Source organism: Stenotrophomonas sp. G106K1 (assembly GCF_037969685.1).
Lineage (GTDB): Bacteria > Pseudomonadota > Gammaproteobacteria > Xanthomonadales > Xanthomonadaceae > Stenotrophomonas > Stenotrophomonas lactitubi.
The window spans coordinates 12,686-32,632 of the sequence record NZ_JBBPFR010000010.1; the positions used below are offsets into that span (position 1 = coordinate 12,686).

Consider the following 19,947-nt stretch of genomic DNA (forward strand, 5'->3'; position numbering starts at 1 on the left):
AGCAGGCGCACGCGGCTCAGTGCAGCGTCGCGCCACCCGGGTCGAGACGATCAAGCACGCCCTGCATGGCGCTGTCGAAGGCGCCATCGTCGACGTGGGGACGCAGGCGACCCAGTCGCACCATCACCGCCAGTTCCTCGGGCGAGGCCACGCAGAAGCGCACGCCCCGACGGTTGACGAACAGCAGGCGCGAAGAAATCGGGCTGATCCAGGACAGCTTGCCCGCCTGCACCTTGCCATCCTTGTCGACGAAGTCCAGCCAGTTGCCGATCTCCATCCGGCGGAAGCGATCGGCATCGGCGTTGTCGAAATCGTCGGTATTGAAGGTACTGCCCAGCTCGACGGCTGGCGTTTCCGGTGCCGGTGGTGCGGGCAGCACCACCTGCGGCAGCTCGGGCAGCGCGCGCTGCAGCTCCGGTCGCGATTCGGCGATGCCCTGCAGGGTGTCATGCAGCGCATCGATGGCTGCGGAGGCAGCGTCGCCATGCACGCCGACGCTGGCAAACACCTTGGCCAGCAGCGGCTGCCAGGCCTGCAGCCACGGCTTGCCGACAATCTGCCGGCGGGCCTCGGCCACTTCCTCCAGCAGGCCATCGGCCAGGGTCAGCGCTTCGGCCACCGAGGCACCCTCCTCGCCCTCGCGCAGCAGCGCCAGGGTCAGATGATGCTGCCAGGGCTGGCGCAGGAATTCGGCGATCGCCGGCGGCAGGGTGGCGTCGCCGATGCGGCGATCCAGTTCGGCACCGGCACGGGTACGGGCCATTTCCAGCTTTTCCTGGCCGCGCTGGGTCTCGGCGGCCCGACGCTCGGCGATTTCCACGCGACGGCGGTGCTGCACCAGGAAATCGCGGAATTCTTCTTCCAGGGTCAGGAAGATCGCCAGGTTCTCGTTGAACTCGGCGACCAGCCGCTCGATGATTTCTTCGACCTTGGCCATCAGCATGCGCTCGGCCTGGCTTTCGCCGGTGTTGCCCTCGCAGGCCTCGGCCAGCGAGTTGAGCAGCTTGCGCGCCGGATGGGTCTTCTGCACGAACATGCGGCGGTCCAGCATCGCCACCTTCACGAACGGGACCACCAGGCGGCCGATCAGTTCACGCGAGCGGCCTTCCAGTTCACGCTCATCGAGCATCACATCGAACAGCATGCCGACCAGATCGATCGCATCCTCGTCCTGCGCGTCCAGCCGGGTCTGGCCCGGGTCGACACCCAGCCGGGTGGCGCTGGAGAGCACTTCGCTCTTCAGCCGCTGCGCCAACGATTCGCCGTCCTCGCCGATCGCTGCACGCAGGGTCGCACTGGGCGTGGCCTGCAGCAGTGACAGCACCGACATCATTTCGCGCTGGCTCAACGGGCGATGCTGGCCGACCGCGACCTGCGCCGCCGAGGTCGCGTCCTCGCGCACGTGGCGGGTCTGCTGCAGCAGTTCGTGCAGCGCTTCGAGCAACATGCCCTGCTGGCCGGAATAGGCTTCACCGGACGGGCTCTCTTCGCCACCCGCGTGTTGCTGCATGTGGCCACGACGCTCCGACCAGCGCGCGGCAAACCGCTGCGCCCAGGCCGGCGCGGCCTGTTCGTCGTCATTGAATTCGTTGTCGAAGCCAGGTGCCGTGCGCTGCTCGACCAGATCATCCAGACCATGCGGAACGTGCTGCGTCGGGGCCGGCGCCAGTGGTCGGCGCGGGGCCCCCATCTGCGACATCACCCCGGCCGCGGCCAGGTGCTCGTCCAGCTTTTCGTAGATGCGGCCCACCGGTGCGCGCATGTCGCGCTCGCACAGCTTGATCAGCACCAGGTGCACTTCAGGGGCCAGCTCACAGCCGGCGAAGGCTTCGTGGATGGCCACGCCCAGATGCTCCGGGCTGATCGGGTTGCGGTCGGCATCGAGCTCGATACCGCCGCCCAGCCAGCCCAGGCGACGGTCAAGCCGCGCCAGCACCGGCTTGAAGTCGCGCAGCAGCACGGTGGCGAAGTTGCGCACTGCCAGCCGCGATTCCAGTACATGTTCGGGCACCAGGCTCAGGCCGTCCTGGGCCTGCCCGGACAGGGTCAGCTCGGCAGAGACGGGCTCGCCTGCAGCCAGACCAGCCCAGGCATGGCCGAGATGGCCGGCAAACGCGCCGGCAATCTCCTCACGGCGGCGGCGCAGCTCGCGCATCGCGTCCAGGAACAGCAACTGCGACGAGCCGGCATTGCCGGCACGGTCGAACAGGGCATCATCGAAGCGGGCCAGTGCCGCGCCAAAGGCCTGGCACAACGCCGGCAGGACGATGTCCCGGGCAAGCTGGAGCTGGGCCGGGTCACGGCCCGGCGATCCCATCGGAGTGGGCGCGCTCATCATTCGGGAAGGCTCCCCACCTTCTCTGGCTCTGGTGCGACAGACATCATGGACATCGCGACGGCCGGTACACCCCATGCACCGGTCCCTCGATGGTAGGCCGGCCAGCCCATCACGGACAGTGAAACAGTCCTCACTTCAAACCTCATGAACGGCGGCCCGGCAATATTACGTATCGTAAGCCGTGCAGGGCCTGCGAGGCGAGGGGAAGCGGGGCTCCGTGATCCGCCAGTGGCATGATGTTCATCACAGTTTGCTATTCAGGGGCCTGACGCGACACAAACGGCGTCATCTACCTCCCCGACTATAATCAGCGACCCGTGATGACCGGTTCAGACTCCATGCCCGACCCTGCTGCCCTGCTTGCCCTGGATGCCCGCCGCTCGGTGCCCTCGCGGCAACTGGGCGAGCCCGGACCAGACCCGGCCACCCTGCAGCGGATGCTGACCTCGGCGGTGCGCGTGCCCGACCACGGCAAGCGCGTACCGTTCCGCTTCCTGAGGATCGCCGGCGATGCACGTCACACTCTGGGCGACTTCCTGGCCGCGCGCAGCCGTGAGCGCGACCCGCATGCCGGCGATGCCGTGTTCGAGAAGGACCGCCAGCGCTTCAGCCACGCACCACTGGTGATCGTGGTGGTGGCCAGCCCCCGCCCGGACCCGAAAGTTCCCGCACAGGAACAGCTGATGACCGCCGGCTGCGTGTGCTTTGCCCTGTTGCAGGCCGCCCAGGCACTGGGCTTCGGCGCGCAGTGGCTGACCGCATGGATGGCCTTCGACCCCGCCGTGCACGCCCATCTGGGGCTGGCCGAGGGCGAAGGCATTGCCGGTTTCATCCACATCGGCACGCCCAAGGCCGAGGCGCCCGAGCGCGAGCGCCCGGACCCGGCAGCCCTGCTGCGTGACTGGACCCCACCGGCATGAGCCTGCCGGCACCGCCGCCGCTGTACCTGGTCGACGCCAGCATCTATGTGTTCCGCGCCTGGCATTCGCTGCCGGACGAGTTCCAGGACAGCCAGGGCTGGCCGACCAACGCCGTGCATGGTTTCGCCCGTTTCCTGCTCGACCTGCTGGAACGCGAACGCCCGCGGCACATCGCCATCGCCTTCGACGAAGCGCTGGACAGCGGCTTCCGCCACCGCCTGTACCCGGCCTACAAGGCCAACCGCGACCCGGCACCGGAAGCGCTCAAGCGCCAGTTCGTGCACTGCAAGGCGTTGTGCGCAGCGCTCGGCCTGGCGGTACTGGCCCATCATGATTACGAAGCGGACGATCTGATCGGCAGCGCCCTGCATGGCCACCGCAGCAGCCATCGCGGCGTGATCATTTCCGCCGACAAGGACCTGTCGCAGTTGCTGCTCGACCATGACGAGCAATGGGATTACGCACGCAACCAGCGCTGGGACGTGGCCGGGGTCAAGGCCAGGCATGGCGTGCACGCGCACCAGATCGCCGACTATCTTGCGCTGTGCGGCGATGCGGTCGACAACATTCCGGGCATCAGCGGTGTCGGCGCCAAGTCGGCGGCCGTGCTGCTGGCCCATTTCGGCAGCATGGACGTGCTGTACGAACGCCTCGACGAAGTGCCGTTCCTGCGCCTGCGCGGCGCGGCGCAGATGGCGGTGCGCCTGCGCGAGCAGCGCGAGCACGCCCAGCTCTGGCGCCAGCTGACCACCATCGCCCTGGACGCCCCTCTGGAAGGCTGCCAGCCCGGCATGCCGCGCCAGGCGGCCGATCCAGAGCTGCTCGGCGGCCTGTGCCAGACCCTGCGCTTCGGCCCCATGACCCGCCGCCGGCTGTTCAGTGCCGCCGGCATTTCCGACCCCGTCCCTACTTCCAGCGAGCCCGCATGAGCCAGCGCAACACCGAAGCACCGCGTGTCGTCTACGAAGGCAAGTACCAGCGCATGGTCGTGCGCGGCAGCTGGGAGTACAGCGAACGCACCCACGCCGGCGGCTTGGCCGCGATCATCATTGCCGTCACCCCCGAGGACAAGGTGCTGTTCGTCGAACAGTTCCGCGTGCCGCTGCAGGCACCGACCATCGAGATGCCGGCCGGGCTGGTCGGCGACATCGATGCAGGCGAGTCGATCGAAGTTTCCGCGGTACGCGAACTGGAAGAGGAAACCGGCTGGACCGCCGAGCACGCCGAAGTGCTGATGATCGGTCCTACCTCCTCCGGTGCCAGCAGCGAGAAGATCGCCTTCGTCCGTGCCACCGGTCTGCGTCGCATCGGCGAAGGCGGCGGCGACGAGAGCGAGGACATCACCGTGCATGAAGTGCCGCGTACGCAGGCGGCCGCCTGGCTGGTGCAGAAAATGGCCGAAGGTTACGAAGCCGATGCCAAGCTGTGGGCCGGCCTGTGGATGATCGAGCACCACCTGGATGGACGCCCCCGTGGCTGACGCCGGCCTGCATGCGCTGCCGATGCTGCTGGGTGCCGACGATCCGGCGATTTTCAGCGTGCACCGTGCGCAGGGCGCTTCGCCGTTCCTGCTGCTGGCCGACCATGCAGGCCAGCAGGTACCGCGTGCGCTGAACGACCTTGGATTGCCGCAGACCGAACTGGACCGGCATATCGGCTGGGACATCGGCATCGGCGGCACCACCCGTGCACTGGCCGAGCGTCTGGATGCATGGGCGATCGAGCAGACCTATTCGCGGCTGCTGATCGACTGCAACCGCCCCCTGGTTTCACCCACGCTGATCCCCGAGGTCAGCGACCACACCGTGGTGCCGGGCAATGCCGGGCTGACGCCAGCGCAGCGGCAGCAGCGCATCGATGCGATCCACGCACCCTACCATGCACGCATCGATGCCGAACTGGATGCACGCCGCGATGCGGAGCGGCCGACGCTGCTGGTGATGTTGCACAGCTTCACCCCGGTGATGAACGGCATGCAGCGCCCCTGGCATGCCGGCGTGCTGTACCACCAGGACACCCGCTTTGCCCACGCCTTGTTGCAGGCACTGCGCGATGAATGCGACCTGGTGGTGGGCGACAACGAACCGTATTCGGTCAACAGCAGCAGCGACTACGCGGTGCCGGTGCATGGCGAAGGCCGTGGCCTGGTGCACGTGGAACTGGAGATCCGCCAGGACCTGATTGCCGATGCCGCCGGGCAGCAGGCGTGGGCGGAGCGACTGGCGCGGATCTTAAGCGCGTTGCAGCCGCGGTTGTTGGCATTTGGATGACCGCATCCACGCATGGCGTGGATCTACTGCAGCGCTGACGGACATCCGCATTCGGCGAAGAACGAACGAAGCCGGTTCCCAGTAGATCCACGCCATGCGTGGATGATTTTCGTCAACGCAGAACGGGAACATCCATCCACGGGAACGGCCTGAAGCCGTGCACCTGCACGGTCGCGCCGATCGCTTCAAAATCATCCTTGATCGCCTGTGCTCGGCGCCGATCCAGCATCTCCCCCAGCACAAAAGGCAGCGTGCAACCAACCGAAGGAGGCGTACACCTCATCGTCATCGTTGCAGGCTGCGAAGGCGTGCAGGGTCTGTTGCAGGTCCAGCAGCTCGATCATGCTTCGTTGCTCAGGCAAGCGGTCGTCGCCGAGTCCACCCGTGCCGGACGCAGGCCCAGCGCGATGACCACGCCGAGCGCAGCGAACAGCGCGGCACCGTACTGTGCATTGACCATGCCCTGCAGGGCATCAGCACTGGTTGCCGCCTGCGTGCCGCGCGCGGCGTTGGCGACCATCACCAGCACCGCCAACCCCAACGCGCCGCCGATCTGCTGCGCGGTGGCGGCCATGCCGGACGCTACACCTTGCTGCGGCCCCGGCACGCCCTGCCCGGCCACGATCCACATCGCCGTCCAGCTCATGCCCTGGCCCACGCTGAGCACCACGATGCCCGGCAGCAGCGGCCAGTAGCCGGCACCGTGCGGCATCGCCAGCGCCACCGTGGCGATGCCGACGGCACCGGCGGCGAAGCCCCACGCCAGCACCTGACGCGGCGAACGGCGCTGCAGCATGCGTTCTGCAATGCGGATGCCGAAGGTGCACACCAGCGTCGGCAGCAGGAACGCCATGCCGGCCTGCAGCGGGCTCCAGCCGTAACCATCCTGGAAGTACAGCGCCAGGAAGTAGTACTGCACGCCATAGCTGCTCATGAACGCGAAGGTCAGGCCGAGTGCTGCACGCAGGCCGGGCAGGCGCAGCAGTGCGAACTGCATCAGCGGGTCACGGCTGCGCCTTTCGATCTGCACGAACACCGTCAGCAGTACAGCGGAAAGCAGCAGGCAGATGAGCGTGGCCGGCGCGGTCCAGCCCCACTCCGGTCCCTGCACCAGGGTGGTGACCAGCAGGCTGCCGCCGGCGGTGACGGTAAGGCAACCGGCCAGGTCGAAGGAACGGCCGCGCACGCGCGGGCCATCGGCCGGCAGCCACGCGCCCGCGGCAACCGCACAGGCCATGGCCAGTGGCACGATCACCGCCAGCACCGCCGGCCAGCCGAAGGCCTGGGTCAGCACGCCGCCCAGCAGCGTACCCAGCGCGAGGCCCGCCGCACTGGCCATGCTCCAGATCGCCAGCGCGCGGTTGCGCACCGGGCCTTCCGCATACAGGGTATTGATCAGGGCCAGGGTGGCCGGGAACAGCAGCGCCGCACCGATGCCCTGCGCCGCACGCGCCACGATCAGCAGCGTGGCATTGGGCGCCAGCGCGCCCAGCAGCGAGGCCAGCGCGAACAGCAGCATGCCCAGCCGATAGAAGCGGCGCCGGCCCAGCAGATCAGCCGCACGCCCGCCCAGCAGCAGGCTGCCGCCGAAGGCCACGGTGTAGGCGCTGACCACCCACTGCAGTTGCTGCGCATTGATCTGCAGCGCGCGGCCCATGTCGTGCAGGGCCACGAAGATGATGGTGGCATCCAGGGCGATGATCAGCTGCGCGGTGGCCAGCAGGGTCAGCGCCCAGCGCGGGTGTTTCAGGGGAGGCATGCGGCGCCCGGCTCGGAGGGGGGACGGCAGTCTCATTGATGCAGGTGAATCAATAAACCCCCTCATCGCGATTTCTGTCATGATTTTCAGCATGAATGGATCCTCGATGGACCTCAATGCGGTGCGCATGCTGGTGCAGGTGGCCGAAGCGCGCAGCTTCACCGTGGCCGCCGGCCAGCTCGGCCTGAGCCAGTCCGGGCTGTCGCGCGCGATTGGCCGGCTGGAAGCCTCGCTGGGGGTGAAGCTGCTGCAGCGGAACACGCGCAATGTCGCGCTGACCCCGGATGGCCAGCAGTTCGTCGAGCAGGTGGGACCGTTGCTGTGCGGGATGGAAGACGCCGAGCGGCTGCTGGCCGACCGCCCCTGCACGCCCTCGGGCGTGCTGAAGATCAGCGCGCCTTCGATGTTCGGGCGCAAGGTGCTGGTGCCGTTGCTGGGGGCGTTGCTGGAACGGCATCCGCAGTTGCAGGTGGAAGCGGTGCTCAGCGACCGCCTGGTGGATCTGGTGGAGGAAGGCTTCGATGCCGCCCTGCGCACCGGCACCATCGCTGACCAGCGGATGGTGGCGCGTCCGTTGAAGCCACTGCGCTGGGTGACCGTCGCCAGCCCGGCCTACCTGGCCGCGCGGGGCGAGCCGGCCGACGTGGCGTCATTGCAGGACCATGCCTGCCTGGCGGTACGCAACCTGCGCAGCGGCCGGTTGGTGGACTGGCAGTTCCTGCAGGACGGGCAGCTGCGCGAGGTCACGCCGCCGACGCGGATGGTGTTCGACTGCGGCGATCCGTTGGTGGAGGCAGCGATCGCGGGCATCGGCATCGTGCAGGTGATGGATTTCGCGGTGGCCGACGCGCTGGCCGATGGCCGCCTGCAACGCGTGCTGCGGCCGTTCGAAGGCCGCAGCCGCGCGTTGTCGTTGATCTATCCGCCGTCGCGCCAGCATTCGCCGAAGCTGCAGGTGCTGGCCGAGGCGTTGCTCGCCGGGGATTGGTAGATCCACGCCATGCGTGGATGAGGTTCAAACGCAGGAGCAGCCAGGCATGGCCTGGCTCTACTGAGCCTTAGTAGATCCACGCCGCGCGTGGATGAGCGTCTCAATGCAAACGCCGCCGGGTATGGCCCGGCGCTACCGGTAAGGCGTTGCCGGCCAGCGGCCGGCACTACCACGGCCCGATCAGGCGAAGCTGTCGGTGGCGCGCACCAGCGCGTCGACATTCTCTGCTTCGAACGCCGAATGCCCAGAGGCCGGGGTGATCTCCAGCTTCGCCTTCGGCCATGCCTTGGTCAGGTCCCAGGCGTTGGCCAGCGGGCAGACCACGTCGTAACGGCCGTGCACGATCACGCCCGGGATATCGGCGATGCGGTGCGCGTCGCGCAGCAGCTGGTCTTCCACTTCGAAGAAACCGCCGTTGACGAAGTAGTGGTTCTCGATGCGGGCAAACGCCAGCGCGAAGTGCGGGTCTTCATGGCTGTTGATGAAATCCTCGTCCACATGCAGGAAGCTGGTCGCGCCTTCCCACACCGCCCAGGCCTTGGCCGCATCCAGACGCGTTGCTTCGTCTTCGCTGGTCAGGCGGCGATGGAAAGCAGAGATCAGATCGTGGCGCTCCACCGCCGGAATGGGCTTGAGGTAGTGCTCCCACGCATCCGGGAACAGGCGGTTGGCCCCTTCCTGGTAGAACCATTCCAGCTCCCAGCGGCGCAGCATGAAGATGCCGCGCAGGACCAGCTCGGTCACGCGCTGCGGATGGGTTTCGGCATAGGCCAGGGCCAGGGTCGAACCCCAGCTGCCACCGAACACCTGCCAGCGGTCCACTTTCAGGTGTTCGCGCAGCTTTTCGATATCGGCAACGAGGTCCCAGGTGGTGTTGTCCACCAGGTCGGCGTGCGGGGTGGAACGGCCGGCGCCACGCTGGTCGAACAGGATGATGCGGTACTTCGACGGGTCGTGGAACTGGCGCATCTTGTCGCTGCAGCCGCCGCCCGGACCACCGTGCAGCATCACCACCGGCTTGCCGTCCGGGTTGCCGCACTGTTCGAAGTACAGCGTGTGGCGGTCGTCGACCTTCAGGGTGCCGACGTCGTAAGGGGTGATGGCGGGGTACAGCGTACGCATGCTTGCAGCTCCGTGGTGGTGCCCTGCCCTTGGCAGGAGAACCCCCATTCTAGGCGGGTCGCCGGCCCAGGGTGACCCGGTCGCGCTGCTCCAGGTCCTGCACGGTCTGCACGTCGCTGTAGCCGGCCTGTTCGAACAGCGCGCCGATGGCATCGCCCTGGTCCCAGCCGTGCTCGATCAGCAGCCAGCCGCCGGGCTGCAGGTGGTCGGCGCCGCCGGCGACGATGCGGCGGATGTCGTCCAGCCCATCAACGCCCGAGGCCAGTGCCGTGGCCGGCTCGAAGCGCAGGTCGCCCTGTTCCAGGTGCGGGTCGTCGCTGGCGATGTAGGGCGGATTGCTGGCGATCAGATCGAAGCGTTCGCCGCGCAGCGGCGCATACCAGTCGTGACCACCTTCGGCAAAACGCACGTTGCCCAGCTCGTGGCGCGCGGCGTTGCGGGCCGCCACCGCCAGCGCAGCGGAACTGGCGTCGGTGGCCAGTACCTGCGCCTGCGGCCGCTCGCTGGCCAGAGCCAGCGCAATGGCACCGCTGCCGGTACCGAGGTCGGCCAGCTGCAGCGCGCGGTCCGGTGGCAGGCGGTCCAGCGCCAGTTCCACCAGCAGTTCGGTCTCCGGGCGCGGAATCAGGGTGGCCGGGTCGACCTCCAGGTCCAGCGTCCAGAAGCCACGGCGGCCAGTCAGGTAAGCCACCGGTTCACCCGCAAGGCGACGGCCCAGCAGGGCCTCGAAGGCAGCCTGTTCGGCGGCCGGCAACGGATCGGTGGCATGCGCGAACAACCAGCTGCGCGGCCGCTCCAGCACATGCAGCAGCAGCAGTTCGGCCTCATGGCGTGCCTCGGCCCCCGGCAGGCGGGCGCTGGCCTCTGCCACGACCTGGCGCAGGGACGGTTCGGAATCGGCGGACATGGCAGGCACGGCACAGGCGTCGGGGCCGCAATTGTAGGGGGTGGAGACCGTTCAGGTTCGCTGGGACGGGATAAGGGCGGGCTATCGACCCGTTTCCGCAGCCAATGGCGATTTCCCTTGTCATACAGCGGGTTGCAGGATGCTGATTGCCTGATTCATTGCCGGCCCAGTGCACTTTAATAGATTGCATCTATTGAATAGATGTAATCAATGCATTGTCCTTATCGAAACGGAACCGGTAACCTAGGTCCTGTCGATTCACCCACTCCCCTTCACCCAGAGGAAAAACGATGTCCCTGATCAACACCCAGATCCAGCCGTTCGAAGCCAATGCTTACCTGAATGGCGAGTTCATCAAGGTCTCCGACAGCACCCTGAAGGGCCAGTGGTCGGTCCTGATCTTCATGCCGGCAGCCTTCACCTTCAACTGCCCGACCGAGATCGAAGACGCCGCTGACCATTACGCCGAGTTCAAGAAGGCCGGCGCCGAGGTCTACATCGTTACCACCGACACCCACTTCTCGCACAAGGTCTGGCACGAAACCTCGCCGGCCGTCGGCAAGGCCCAGTTCCCGCTGGTCGGCGACCCGACCCACCAGCTGACCCGCGCCTTCGGCGTGCACATCGAAGAAGAAGGCCTGGCCCTGCGCGGCACCTTCATCATCAACCCGGAAGGCGTGATCAAGACCCTGGAGATCCACTCCAACGAGATCGCCCGTGACGTCTCCGAGACCCTGCGCAAGCTGAAGGCTGCCCAGTTCACCGCCGCCAACCCGAACCAGGTCTGCCCGGCCAAGTGGAAGGAAGGCGAGAAGACCCTGACCCCGTCGCTGGACCTGGTCGGCAAGATCTAAAGCAGTACCCGCAGTACCGGCCTGCCGCAGCCCCACGCTGCGGCGCGCCCTTCATCCCCGTGCCGGTCCCCCCGCCGGCGTGGGGGTGAACCCAAGACAGCCAACGCGCGCCAGCCTTGGCCAGCCAGCCCCTTCCACGGTGTCGCTGCCTTGGGTTCACCCCTACCCCCTCGCTGGTCCGCTACCTTCTACAGCGGTGCCACGCCCCCGTTTTGCCTGAAGCCAGGAGAAGACCATGTTGGACGCCAACCTGCAGTCGCAGCTGAAGACCTATCTGGAGCGCGTGACCCGCCCGATCCAGATCACCGCGCATGCCGACGACGGTGCCAAGTCGCAGGAGATGCTGGACCTGCTGCAGACCCTGGAAAGCCTGTCGGACAAGATCTCGCTGCAGGTGCTGCGCGACGGCCAGGGCCGCGTGCCGTCCTTCGACCTGGGCACGCCGGGCCAAGACATCCACCTGACCTTCGCCGGCCTGCCGATGGGCCACGAGTTCACCTCGCTGGTGCTGGCCCTGCTGCAGGTCGGCGGGCACCCGTCCAAGGCCACTGCCGAGCTGATCGAGCAGGTGCAGAACCTGGAAGGCGAATACAAGTTCGAGACCTATTTCTCACTGTCCTGCCAGAACTGCCCGGACGTGGTGCAGGCACTGAACCTGGCCGCGGTGCTCAACCCGCGCATCCAGCACGTGGCCATCGACGGCGCGTTGTTCCAGGAGGAAGTCGAGCAGCGCGAGATCATGTCGGTGCCGACCGTGTACCTCAACGGTGCGGTGTTCGACCAGGGCCGCATGACGCTGGAGCAGATCGTGGCCAAGCTGGACACCAATGCCAGCAAGCGCGATGCCGAGAAGATCGCCGCCAAGGACGCCTTCGACGTGCTGGTGGTCGGCGGTGGCCCGGCCGGCGCCGCTGCGGCGATCTACGCCGCGCGCAAGGGTATCCGTACCGGCATCGCCGCCGAGCGTTTTGGTGGCCAGGTTCTGGACACCATGGCGATCGAGAACTTCATTTCGGTGAAGGAGACCGAAGGCCCGAAGCTGGCCACGGCGCTGGAGCAGCACGTGCGCGAATACGAGGTCGACATCATGGACCTGCAGCGCGCCACTGCGCTGGTGCCGGCCGGTGAAGACGGCCTGGTGCAGGTGCAGCTGGAAAACGGCGCGGTGCTGAAGTCGCGCTCGGTGATCCTGTCCACCGGCGCCCGCTGGCGGCAGATGAACGTGCCCGGCGAAGACCAGTACCGCAACAAGGGCGTGGCTTATTGCCCGCATTGCGATGGCCCGCTGTTCAAGGGCAAGCGCGTGGCGGTGATCGGCGGTGGCAATTCCGGCGTGGAAGCGGCCATCGATCTGGCCGGCATCGTGTCGCATGTGACCCTGCTGGAATTCGATTCCAGCCTGCGTGCCGACGAAGTGCTGCAGAAGAAGCTGCGCAGCCTGGCCAACGTCACCGTGCTGACCAGCGCGCAGACCACCGAAGTGCTGGGCGACGGCAGCCGTGTCACCGGCCTGGTCTACAAGGACCGTGTCGGTGGCGACTCCCATCGCGTTGAACTGGAAGGCATCTTCGTGCAGATCGGCCTGCTGCCGAACACCGAATGGCTGAAGGACACCGTGGCCCTTTCGCCGCGCGGCGAGATCGTCATCGATGACCGCGGGCAGACCAATCTGCCGGGCGTGTTCGCCGCGGGCGATTGCACGACGGTACCCTACAAGCAGATCATCATCGCGATGGGCGCCGGTTCTACCGCCGCACTGAGCGCTTTCGATCACCTGATCCGCTCCTCGGTTCCCAAGAACAGCGGTGCGGTGGCCGAAGCGGCCTGATCCAACGTTCCCAGGCCATCGGGAGCACCATCAACCGGCTGGGCACGCCCTGCCGGTGCAGTACCCCGAGAGGTCTGAGGATGAACCTGCGTGACCTGAAATACCTGGTGGCCCTGGCCGATCACAAGCACTTCGGCCGGGCCGCCGCCTCCTGCTTCGTCAGCCAGCCCACGCTGTCGACGCAGATCCGCAAGCTGGAAGAGGAACTGGGCCTGCCGCTGGTGGAACGCGCGCCGCGCAAGGTGATGCTGACCCCTGCCGGCCACGAAGCGGCCGCGCGGGCACGGGTGATCGTGTCCGAGGTGGAACAACTGAAGGAAGCGGCGCGACGCAGCCGCGACCCGGAAGCGGGTACCGTGCGCCTGGGGATCTTCCCGACCCTGGGCCCGTACCTGCTGCCGCACGTGATTCCGCGCATCCGCAGCCGCTTCCCCGAGCTGGAACTGCTGCTGGTGGAAGAAAAGAGCGATGTGCTGCTGGAGCGCCTGCGCGAAGGCAAACTGGACGCCGCACTGTTGGCGCTGCCGGTGATCGACGACCAGCTGCATGCCGAATTCCTGTTCGAGGAGCCGTTCCTGCTGGCCGTGTCCGGCCGCCATCCGCTGGCCACGCGCGAGCATCTGGACGTACAGGAACTGGCCACGCAGAAGCTGCTGCTGCTGGAAGACGGCCACTGCCTGCGTGACCAGGCGCTGGAAGTCTGTCGCCTGTTCGGCGCCAATGAAAAGTCCGAATTCCGCGCCACCAGCCTGGAAACACTGCGACAGATGGTCGCTGCCGACGTGGGCATCACCCTGCTGCCCAGCCTGTCGGTACAGCCGCCGGTGCCGCGCTCGAACAACATCCGCCTGCTCGACTTCGTCGGTGAGGGCCGTCCCAGCCGGCGCATCGCCATGATCTGGCGCCGCAGCTCGGCGATGAACGAGTTCCTGATGGAGCTGGCCGAGCAGTTCAAGCGCCTGCCCGACGCGCTGTTCACACTGGAGGCGCTGGCCCCGGCAAACGGCGATGCTGCCACCCCGCCCACGCCGGTGCTGAACGGCTGAGACACCGCAGCCGGGCCTCGAAACCGCCGGGAGTCGATTCCGGCCGCATTTGTCCCCACAATACAGTCAGGCGGCGCCAGCAGGTGCCGCCTTTTGCATGGCTTTCAACCAAGGAGCGTCACCATGAACACCGCCAGCGGCCTGCCGCCGTCGATCACTGTTTCCACCCTCGACATGGACCGCCTGGACGCCATGCTCGAATCTCCGGCACACAGCCAGACGCCGGCCGCGCGTGCGCTTGCCGACGAACTCAACCGGGCGACCGTGTTGCCGCCAGACCAGATTCCCGAAGGCATCGTCATGATGCATTCGCGCGTGGAGTGCGAAGATGAAGTGTCGGGCGAGAAGCATGTCCTGACCCTGGTCTTCCCCCGCGAAGCCAATGTCGATGAAGGCAAGGTGTCCGTGCTGGCGCCCGTCGGCAGCGCCCTGCTTGGCCTGGCCGTAGGCCAGAGCATCGACTGGACCGCTCCCGGCGGCCGCAAGCTGCGGCTGCGCGTGAGCGCGGTCCACAACGACCGTCCCTGACCTGCGCTGCGCACCGCGCGCGATCAGTTTCCCTGCAATCCCCGCACCAGGAGCCGTAATGAGTACCCCGTCCAAACTGTCCCAGCTGCGCGAACTGTCCGTGGTCGTTGCCGATACCGGTGACTACGAGGCGATCAAGCGCCTGCAGCCGGTGGACTGCACCACCAATCCGACCCTGGTGAAGAAGGCGCTGGACCTGCCGGTCTATGCGGAACTGATCGAACGCGAACTGGCCTGGGGCCGCCAGCAGGACGGTGACCGCGAGACCGTGGTGCACGCCGTGGCCGACCGCCTGACCATCGGCGTCGGCGCGCTGCTGAGCACGCTGGTACCAGGCCGCGTGTCCACCGAAGTGGACGCCGACCAGGCCCACGACACCGCCGCGACCGTGGCCAAAGCCCGCCAGTTCATCCAGATGTACGCCGATGCCGGCGTGCCGCGCGAGAAGATCCTGATCAAGATCGCCGCGACCTGGGAAGGCGTGGAAGCCGCGCGCGTGCTGCAGGCCGAAGGCATCGACTGCAACCTGACCCTGATCTTCAACCCCACCCAGGCACTGGCCTGCAGCGAAGCGGGCGCATTCCTGATCTCGCCGTTCGTCGGCCGCATCCTCGACTGGTACGTGGCCAACGGCCAGACCCCGGCGAACATCGACGAGGACCCGGGCGTGGTGTTCGTGCGTGGCGTGTATGCCGAATTCAAGCGCCGCGGTTCGCCGACGGTGGTGATGGGTGCCTCGTTCCGTTCGACCGCGCAGATCGAAGCGCTGGCCGGCTGCGACCGCCTGACCATTTCGCCGGACCTGCTGGAAAAGCTGGACGCCGACCACGGCGCGCTGCCGCGCAAGCTGGTGGCCGGTGCCGCTGAAGCGCTGCAGGTGACGCCGATCGACGCGGCGACGTTCGCTGCCGACCTGGCGGCCGATCCGATGGCGACCGAGAAGCTGGCGACCGGCATCGATGCGTTTGCCAAGGATCTGGAAGCGCTGCGTCAGCGGATCCGCGAGGCACTGTGAGGGTTCCGGCCAACGGCTGAGCCCCTCGTGGCGGATCGCGCAAGGCAGATCGTGGGATTGGCAGGGCGGGTGGGCCATGCAGGGGACGCTGCAAGTACGTCCATGTAAGCTCGGTCGCCGCATCCATGCGGCTCACGCCCCTGCACGACCCACCCGCCCTGCCTTCGACAGTTTCCTGCGGCGGTCCGCCACGGAAGAAGGAAAGAAGAGCAGAAGCGGGTCGCGCGCTACGCGTGCTCACAAACAAAAAGGACGCGGCGAAAGCCGCGTCCTTTTTGTTTTCCATCAGTTCGTCAGTAACCCAATGCTCTTTCCCACCGTCACCGGGAAACTGTCGGGGACGGGGCGGTGTGGGTTGGCAGGACCGTTGGCGCCATGGATGGCGCCATCGAGCCCCCATGGATGGGTTTACGGCGTGTCCTGCCAACCCACACCGCCCCTCCCAACCACCAGCAACCCAGAGCCGCTTTGGCTTTGGCCGTTGCTTTCAGCCTCTGCCCGCCGCAGGCGGACCACCGCGCGTCAGCGCGGCACCTCCACATCCAACCCGATCGGACAGCTCACGCCGGTACCGCCGATGCCGCAGTATCCGTTCGGGTTCTTTGCCAGGTACTGCTGGTGGTAGTCCTCGGCGTAGTAGTACTCCGGTGCCGGGTACACGATCTCGGTGGTGATCGGGCCAAAGCCTGCCGCGTCCAACTGCGCCTGGTAAGCCTCGCGGCTGGCCAGCGCGGCCTTGTATTGGGCCTCGTCGGTGGCGTGGATCGCCGAACGGTACTGGGTGCCGGTGTCGTTGCCCTGGCGCATGCCCTGGGTCGGGTCGTGGCTTTCCCAGAACAGCTGCAGCAGGCGCTCCACACTCACCACCGCCGGGTCGAACACCACCTGCACCACCTCGGTGTGGCCGGTCAGGCCCGAACAGACTTCTTCATAGGTGGGGTTCGGGGTGATGCCGCCGGCATAGCCCACCGAGGTGCTGTACACGCCCGGCTCGCTCCAGAATTTGCGCTCGGCGCCCCAGAAGCAGCCCAGCGCGAAGCGGATCTGCTGCAGGCCGGCGAAACGGTCCTTCAGCGGATGGCTGTTCACGAAGTGCTGGTTGCTGTGCAGCGGCAGCGGTTGCTCGCGGCCCGGCAGCGCTTCTTCCGGGCGCGGCAGGCGCTGCTTGAAGGCCCCGATGCCGAGGATGCCCTGTCCGATTCCCAACATGATGCGCTCCTACGCCGGAAGGCCGGCAATGTCGTCGGCATCTGAAATGGGGTCGCCGGGGGCGTGGCCCAAGTCCAGCGCCGCCACGATGTCTTCGGCCTGGGGCCTCGCGGCGTCGGGGATACCGACCCGCAGCACGCCGAACAGCGGCAGCTCGCCCATGCCGCCCAGCAGCGACTCGCCGAACACGAACGCCGGGATGCCGGCGTCTTCCAGCGCGTGCTTGACCAGGTGGGCGTCGAACAGATTGTCGGCCTTGTACACGATGTGCATGCGGCAGCTCCGTGGGACAGGATTCCAGCATACGCCCGGGGGCTGAATGGTGCCGCGGGCGGCATCCCTGGGTTGCCGGCCAGCGGCCGGCACTACCGGTGCGGGATGGTAGCGCCGGGCCATGCCCGGCGAGCGTAGCGGCAACCCGGGCAGCCCTTCCCGGTAAGCGTTAGACTGGCAGTCTTTCTGCCTTACTTTCGCCGACTCATGTCAGAGCACACCCCCGCCAGCCCCGAGACCCCCGCCGACAGCCACGAGAAACGCGATTTCATCCGCCAGATCGTGCGCGAGGACCTGGCCAGCGGTAAGCACCAGGCGATCAAGACCCGCTTCCCGCCCGAGCCGAACGGCTACCTGCATATCGGCCATGCCAAGTCGATCTGCCTGAACTTCGGCATCGCCGGTGAATTCAGCGGCGTCTGCAACCTGCGTTTCGACGACACCAACCCGGCCAAGGAAGACCCGGAGTACGTGGCCGCGATCCAGGACGACGTGCGCTGGCTGGGCTTTGAGTGGAACGAGCTGCGCCATGCGTCGGATTACTTCGAAGCCTACTACCTGGCCGCCGAGAAGCTGATCGCCGACGGCAAGGCCTACGTCTGTGACCTGTCGGCCGAGGAAGTGCGCGCTTACCGCGGCACCCTGACCGAACCGGGCCGGCCCTCGCCGTGGCGCGACCGCAGTGTCGAGGAAAACCTGGACCTGTTCCGCCGCATGCGTGCCGGTGAGTTCCCCGATGGCGCGCGCACCGTGCGCGCCAAGATCGACATGGCCAGCGGCAACATCAACCTGCGTGATCCGGCGCTGTACCGCATCAAGCACGTCGAGCACCAGAACACCGGCAACGCGTGGCCGATCTACCCGATGTACGACTTCGCCCATGCGCTGGGCGATTCGATCGAAGGCATCACCCACTCGCTGTGCACGCTGGAATTCGAAGACCATCGCCCGCTGTACGACTGGTGCGTGGACAACGTCGACTTCGCCCACGACAACGCGCTGACCCAGCCGCTGGTCGACGCCGGCCTGCCGCGCGAAGCGGCCAAGCCGCGCCAGATCGAGTTCTCGCGCTTGAACATCAATTACACGGTGATGAGCAAGCGCAAGCTGATGGCGCTGGTCACCGAACAGCTCGTGGACGGCTGGGAAGACCCGCGCATGCCGACCCTGCAGGGCCTGCGTCGCCGTGGCTACACGCCGGCGGCGATGCGCCTGTTCGCCGAGCGCGTGGGCATCAGCAAGCAGAATTCGATGATCGATTTCAGCGTACTTGAAGGCGCGCTGCGCGAAGACCTGGACAGCGCCGCGCCGCGTCGCATGGCCGTGGTCGACCCGGTCAAGCTGGTGCTGACCAACCTGGCCGACGGCCACGAAGAGCAGCTGACCTTCAGCAACCACCCGAAGGACGAAAGCTTCGGTACCCGCGAAGTGCCGTTCGCACGTGAGGTGTGGATCGACCGCGAGGACTTCGCCGAAGTGCCGCCGAAGGGCTGGAAGCGTCTGGTTCCCGGTGGCGAAGTGCGCCTGCGCGGCGCCGGCATCATCCGCTGCGATGAAGTGATCAAGGATGCCGACGGCACCATCACCGAGCTGCGCGGCTGGCTGGATCCGGAATCGCGCCCGGGCATGGAAGGTGCCAACCGCAAGGTCAAGGGCACCATCCACTGGGTCAGCGCGGTGCACGGCGTGCCGGCCGAGATCCGACTGTATGACCGCCTGTTCTCGGTACCGAACCCGGACGACGAATCGGAAGGCAAGACCTACCGCGACTATCTCAATCCGGAATCGCGCCGCACCGTCATCGGCTATGTCGAGCCGGCTGCTGCCACCGCTGCGCCGGAACAGTCGTTCCAGTTCGAGCGCACCGGCTACTTCGTTGCCGACCGCCGCGACCACACCGAAGCCAAGCCGGTGTTCAACCGCAGCGTGACCCTGCGCGACACCTGGTCGGCCTGAGTACCTGCGCGGGCGCCGCAAAGGCGCCCGCGTCATCCTGCACCTGCCTCATCCTCTGCTGAAGCCCGCGTAGCCGACCCTCGTAACGGCAGGCCCTGCTGCGCGAGCGCAGGCACGTGATGCCATCGCGCTGCCGCTGCCCGCATCATCATCCCCTCCTTGCCCCTGTCAGGCCCTGCCATGTCCGCTGCCCCGAGTGCGCTTCTTCCGCTGCTGCAACAGGTCCTGCTGGGCCGTGACATCGCCTGCACCGTCGAGGGCGACGAACTGCGGCTCGACAGCGGCCTGTGCCTGACGCCACACGGCGTCGCCAGCAATGAACGCGACAACGGCGGCTGGCAGACCTCCACCGTCATCGAGACTCGCCACGCCGGCCTGTTCGCCGATGGCCTGTTCGAATACCAGCACGCCAATGGCGCGACCGAACAGGAATCCCTGCTGTCCGGCTTCGACACCTGGGTGCGGGTGGATCTGGCGACCCTGCAGGCCGCCGTCGGTGCCGAAGATGCGCCGGATCTGCCGATGATGGGGCTGACCTACCCGACCGGCGACGAAGGCGAAGAACACGAGCGCACCGTGGTGCTGGGGCCGCTGGCCCATTACCGCGCCCGCGAACTGGACGACGCTGCCGCGTGCAGCGAGGACGACCACGGCTCCTGCCCCTGCTGCCTGTTCACCAAGAGCATCGACGCCTTCGACGACCTGCTGAAGGCCCACCACTTCCTGGCCATCCGCCTGTTCGCGTCGCGCGACGAGCAGGGCCAGTGCGAAGCCGACTGCCGGGTCAACGGCCATGACTTCGCCCCTGCCCTGCCGCTGCTGCGCGCCTATGCCGCGTGCTGGCCGCAGGCGGGACTGGAGTTCCGCAAGCAGTACGTGGTGATCCGCACCGGCTCACCCTCGCCGGCCTGAATCCAGCGCGTACGCCCGG

General features: G+C 67.1%; 19 protein-coding genes. 12 read left to right on the forward strand and 7 right to left on the reverse strand.

From position 1 onward, the window contains the following. Nucleotides 1-16 precede the first annotated feature (16 nt). Nucleotides 17-2,338 (reverse strand): DUF1631 domain-containing protein, encoded by a 2,322-nt coding sequence (locus tag WKB25_RS10820; RefSeq protein ID WP_340570553.1) that lies wholly within the window; start codon nucleotides 2,336-2,338, stop codon nucleotides 17-19. Nucleotides 2,339-2,676: 338 nt separating this feature from the next. On the opposite strand from WKB25_RS10820, the gene WKB25_RS10825 reads away from it, so the two are divergent. The 4 genes from WKB25_RS10825 to WKB25_RS10840 are packed head-to-tail and all read left to right on the forward strand — an operon-like array spanning nucleotide 2,677 to nucleotide 5,528. Further along, complete coding sequence (locus tag WKB25_RS10825; RefSeq protein ID WP_340570554.1) at nucleotides 2,677-3,258, forward strand: nitroreductase; 582 nt, start codon at nucleotides 2,677-2,679, stop codon at nucleotides 3,256-3,258. Next, nucleotides 3,255-4,187, forward strand: a complete 933-nt coding sequence (locus WKB25_RS10830; RefSeq protein WP_340570555.1) for a 5'-3' exonuclease H3TH domain-containing protein — start codon at nucleotides 3,255-3,257, stop codon at nucleotides 4,185-4,187. Before WKB25_RS10825 ends, WKB25_RS10830 begins: the two co-directional genes overlap by 4 nt. Continuing rightward, nucleotides 4,184-4,738 carry an NUDIX hydrolase gene (locus tag WKB25_RS10835; protein WP_049463930.1) on the forward strand — a complete coding sequence of 185 codons (555 nt, stop codon included), beginning with the start codon at nucleotides 4,184-4,186 and terminating at the stop codon, nucleotides 4,736-4,738. Before WKB25_RS10830 ends, WKB25_RS10835 begins: the two co-directional genes overlap by 4 nt. Then, on the forward strand, nucleotides 4,731-5,528 hold the full coding sequence (locus tag WKB25_RS10840; protein ID WP_340570556.1) for an N-formylglutamate amidohydrolase: 798 nt from the start codon (nucleotides 4,731-4,733) through the stop codon (nucleotides 5,526-5,528). Before WKB25_RS10835 ends, WKB25_RS10840 begins: the two co-directional genes overlap by 8 nt. A 191-nt stretch (nucleotides 5,529-5,719) precedes the next feature. Here the strand turns inward: WKB25_RS10840 and WKB25_RS10845 are convergent, their stop codons facing one another. Then, nucleotides 5,720-5,872, reverse strand: a complete 153-nt coding sequence (locus WKB25_RS10845; protein ID WP_340570557.1) for a hypothetical protein — start codon at nucleotides 5,870-5,872, stop codon at nucleotides 5,720-5,722. Then, nucleotides 5,869-7,287, reverse strand: a complete 1,419-nt coding sequence (locus WKB25_RS10850; protein ID WP_340570558.1) for an MFS transporter — start codon at nucleotides 7,285-7,287, stop codon at nucleotides 5,869-5,871. The genes WKB25_RS10845 and WKB25_RS10850 overlap by 4 nt, the downstream gene beginning before the upstream one ends. A gap of 106 nt (nucleotides 7,288-7,393) precedes the next feature. On the opposite strand from WKB25_RS10850, the gene WKB25_RS10855 reads away from it, so the two are divergent. Further along, entirely contained in the window at nucleotides 7,394-8,278 is an 885-nt protein-coding gene (locus WKB25_RS10855) for a LysR family transcriptional regulator (RefSeq protein ID WP_340570710.1), read from the forward strand. A 180-nt stretch (nucleotides 8,279-8,458) separates the two neighbouring features. Here the strand turns inward: WKB25_RS10855 and pip are convergent, their stop codons facing one another. Continuing rightward, nucleotides 8,459-9,400, reverse strand: coding sequence for a prolyl aminopeptidase (gene pip / locus WKB25_RS10860; protein WP_340570560.1), 942 nt, complete (start codon nucleotides 9,398-9,400; stop codon nucleotides 8,459-8,461). Nucleotides 9,401-9,449: 49 nt separating this feature from the next. Further along, nucleotides 9,450-10,307, reverse strand: a complete 858-nt coding sequence (gene prmC / locus WKB25_RS10865) for a peptide chain release factor N(5)-glutamine methyltransferase (RefSeq protein ID WP_340570561.1) — start codon at nucleotides 10,305-10,307, stop codon at nucleotides 9,450-9,452. A 290-nt stretch (nucleotides 10,308-10,597) separates the two neighbouring features. Here prmC and ahpC point away from each other — a divergent pair, with 290 nt between their 5' ends. From ahpC to WKB25_RS10890, 5 genes are all read left to right on the forward strand, one after another. After that, nucleotides 10,598-11,161: an alkyl hydroperoxide reductase subunit C gene (gene ahpC, locus WKB25_RS10870; protein ID WP_025877950.1), complete on the forward strand. Its 564-nt coding sequence runs from the start codon at nucleotides 10,598-10,600 to the stop codon at nucleotides 11,159-11,161. 235 nt (nucleotides 11,162-11,396) lie between these two features. After that, nucleotides 11,397-12,989, forward strand: coding sequence for an alkyl hydroperoxide reductase subunit F (gene ahpF, locus WKB25_RS10875; RefSeq protein WP_340570562.1), 1,593 nt, complete (start codon nucleotides 11,397-11,399; stop codon nucleotides 12,987-12,989). Between the two features lie 80 nt (nucleotides 12,990-13,069). After that, nucleotides 13,070-14,035, forward strand: coding sequence for a LysR substrate-binding domain-containing protein (locus WKB25_RS10880; protein WP_340570564.1), 966 nt, complete (start codon nucleotides 13,070-13,072; stop codon nucleotides 14,033-14,035). Nucleotides 14,036-14,158: 123 nt separating this feature from the next. Next, entirely contained in the window at nucleotides 14,159-14,563 is a 405-nt protein-coding gene (rnk, locus tag WKB25_RS10885) for a nucleoside diphosphate kinase regulator (RefSeq protein ID WP_049468992.1), read from the forward strand. 58 nt (nucleotides 14,564-14,621) lie between these two features. Beyond that, entirely contained in the window at nucleotides 14,622-15,578 is a 957-nt protein-coding gene (locus tag WKB25_RS10890; protein WP_340570566.1) for a transaldolase, read from the forward strand. A gap of 522 nt (nucleotides 15,579-16,100) precedes the next feature. On the opposite strand, the gene msrA is transcribed toward WKB25_RS10890, so the two are convergent. Beyond that, nucleotides 16,101-16,766, reverse strand: a complete 666-nt coding sequence (gene msrA / locus WKB25_RS10895; protein WP_340570711.1) for a peptide-methionine (S)-S-oxide reductase MsrA — start codon at nucleotides 16,764-16,766, stop codon at nucleotides 16,101-16,103. Between the two features lie 30 nt (nucleotides 16,767-16,796). Continuing rightward, nucleotides 16,797-17,060, reverse strand: coding sequence for a DUF2007 domain-containing protein (locus WKB25_RS10900; RefSeq protein WP_089238899.1), 264 nt, complete (start codon nucleotides 17,058-17,060; stop codon nucleotides 16,797-16,799). Nucleotides 17,061-17,267: 207 nt separating this feature from the next. On the opposite strand from WKB25_RS10900, the gene WKB25_RS10905 reads away from it, so the two are divergent. Beyond that, nucleotides 17,268-19,016 (forward strand): glutamine--tRNA ligase/YqeY domain fusion protein, encoded by a 1,749-nt coding sequence (locus tag WKB25_RS10905; protein ID WP_340570569.1) that lies wholly within the window; start codon nucleotides 17,268-17,270, stop codon nucleotides 19,014-19,016. A gap of 180 nt (nucleotides 19,017-19,196) precedes the next feature. Then, nucleotides 19,197-19,928 carry a DUF6348 family protein gene (locus WKB25_RS10910; RefSeq protein WP_340570571.1) on the forward strand — a complete coding sequence of 244 codons (732 nt, stop codon included), beginning with the start codon at nucleotides 19,197-19,199 and terminating at the stop codon, nucleotides 19,926-19,928. Nucleotides 19,929-19,947 lie beyond the last annotated feature (19 nt).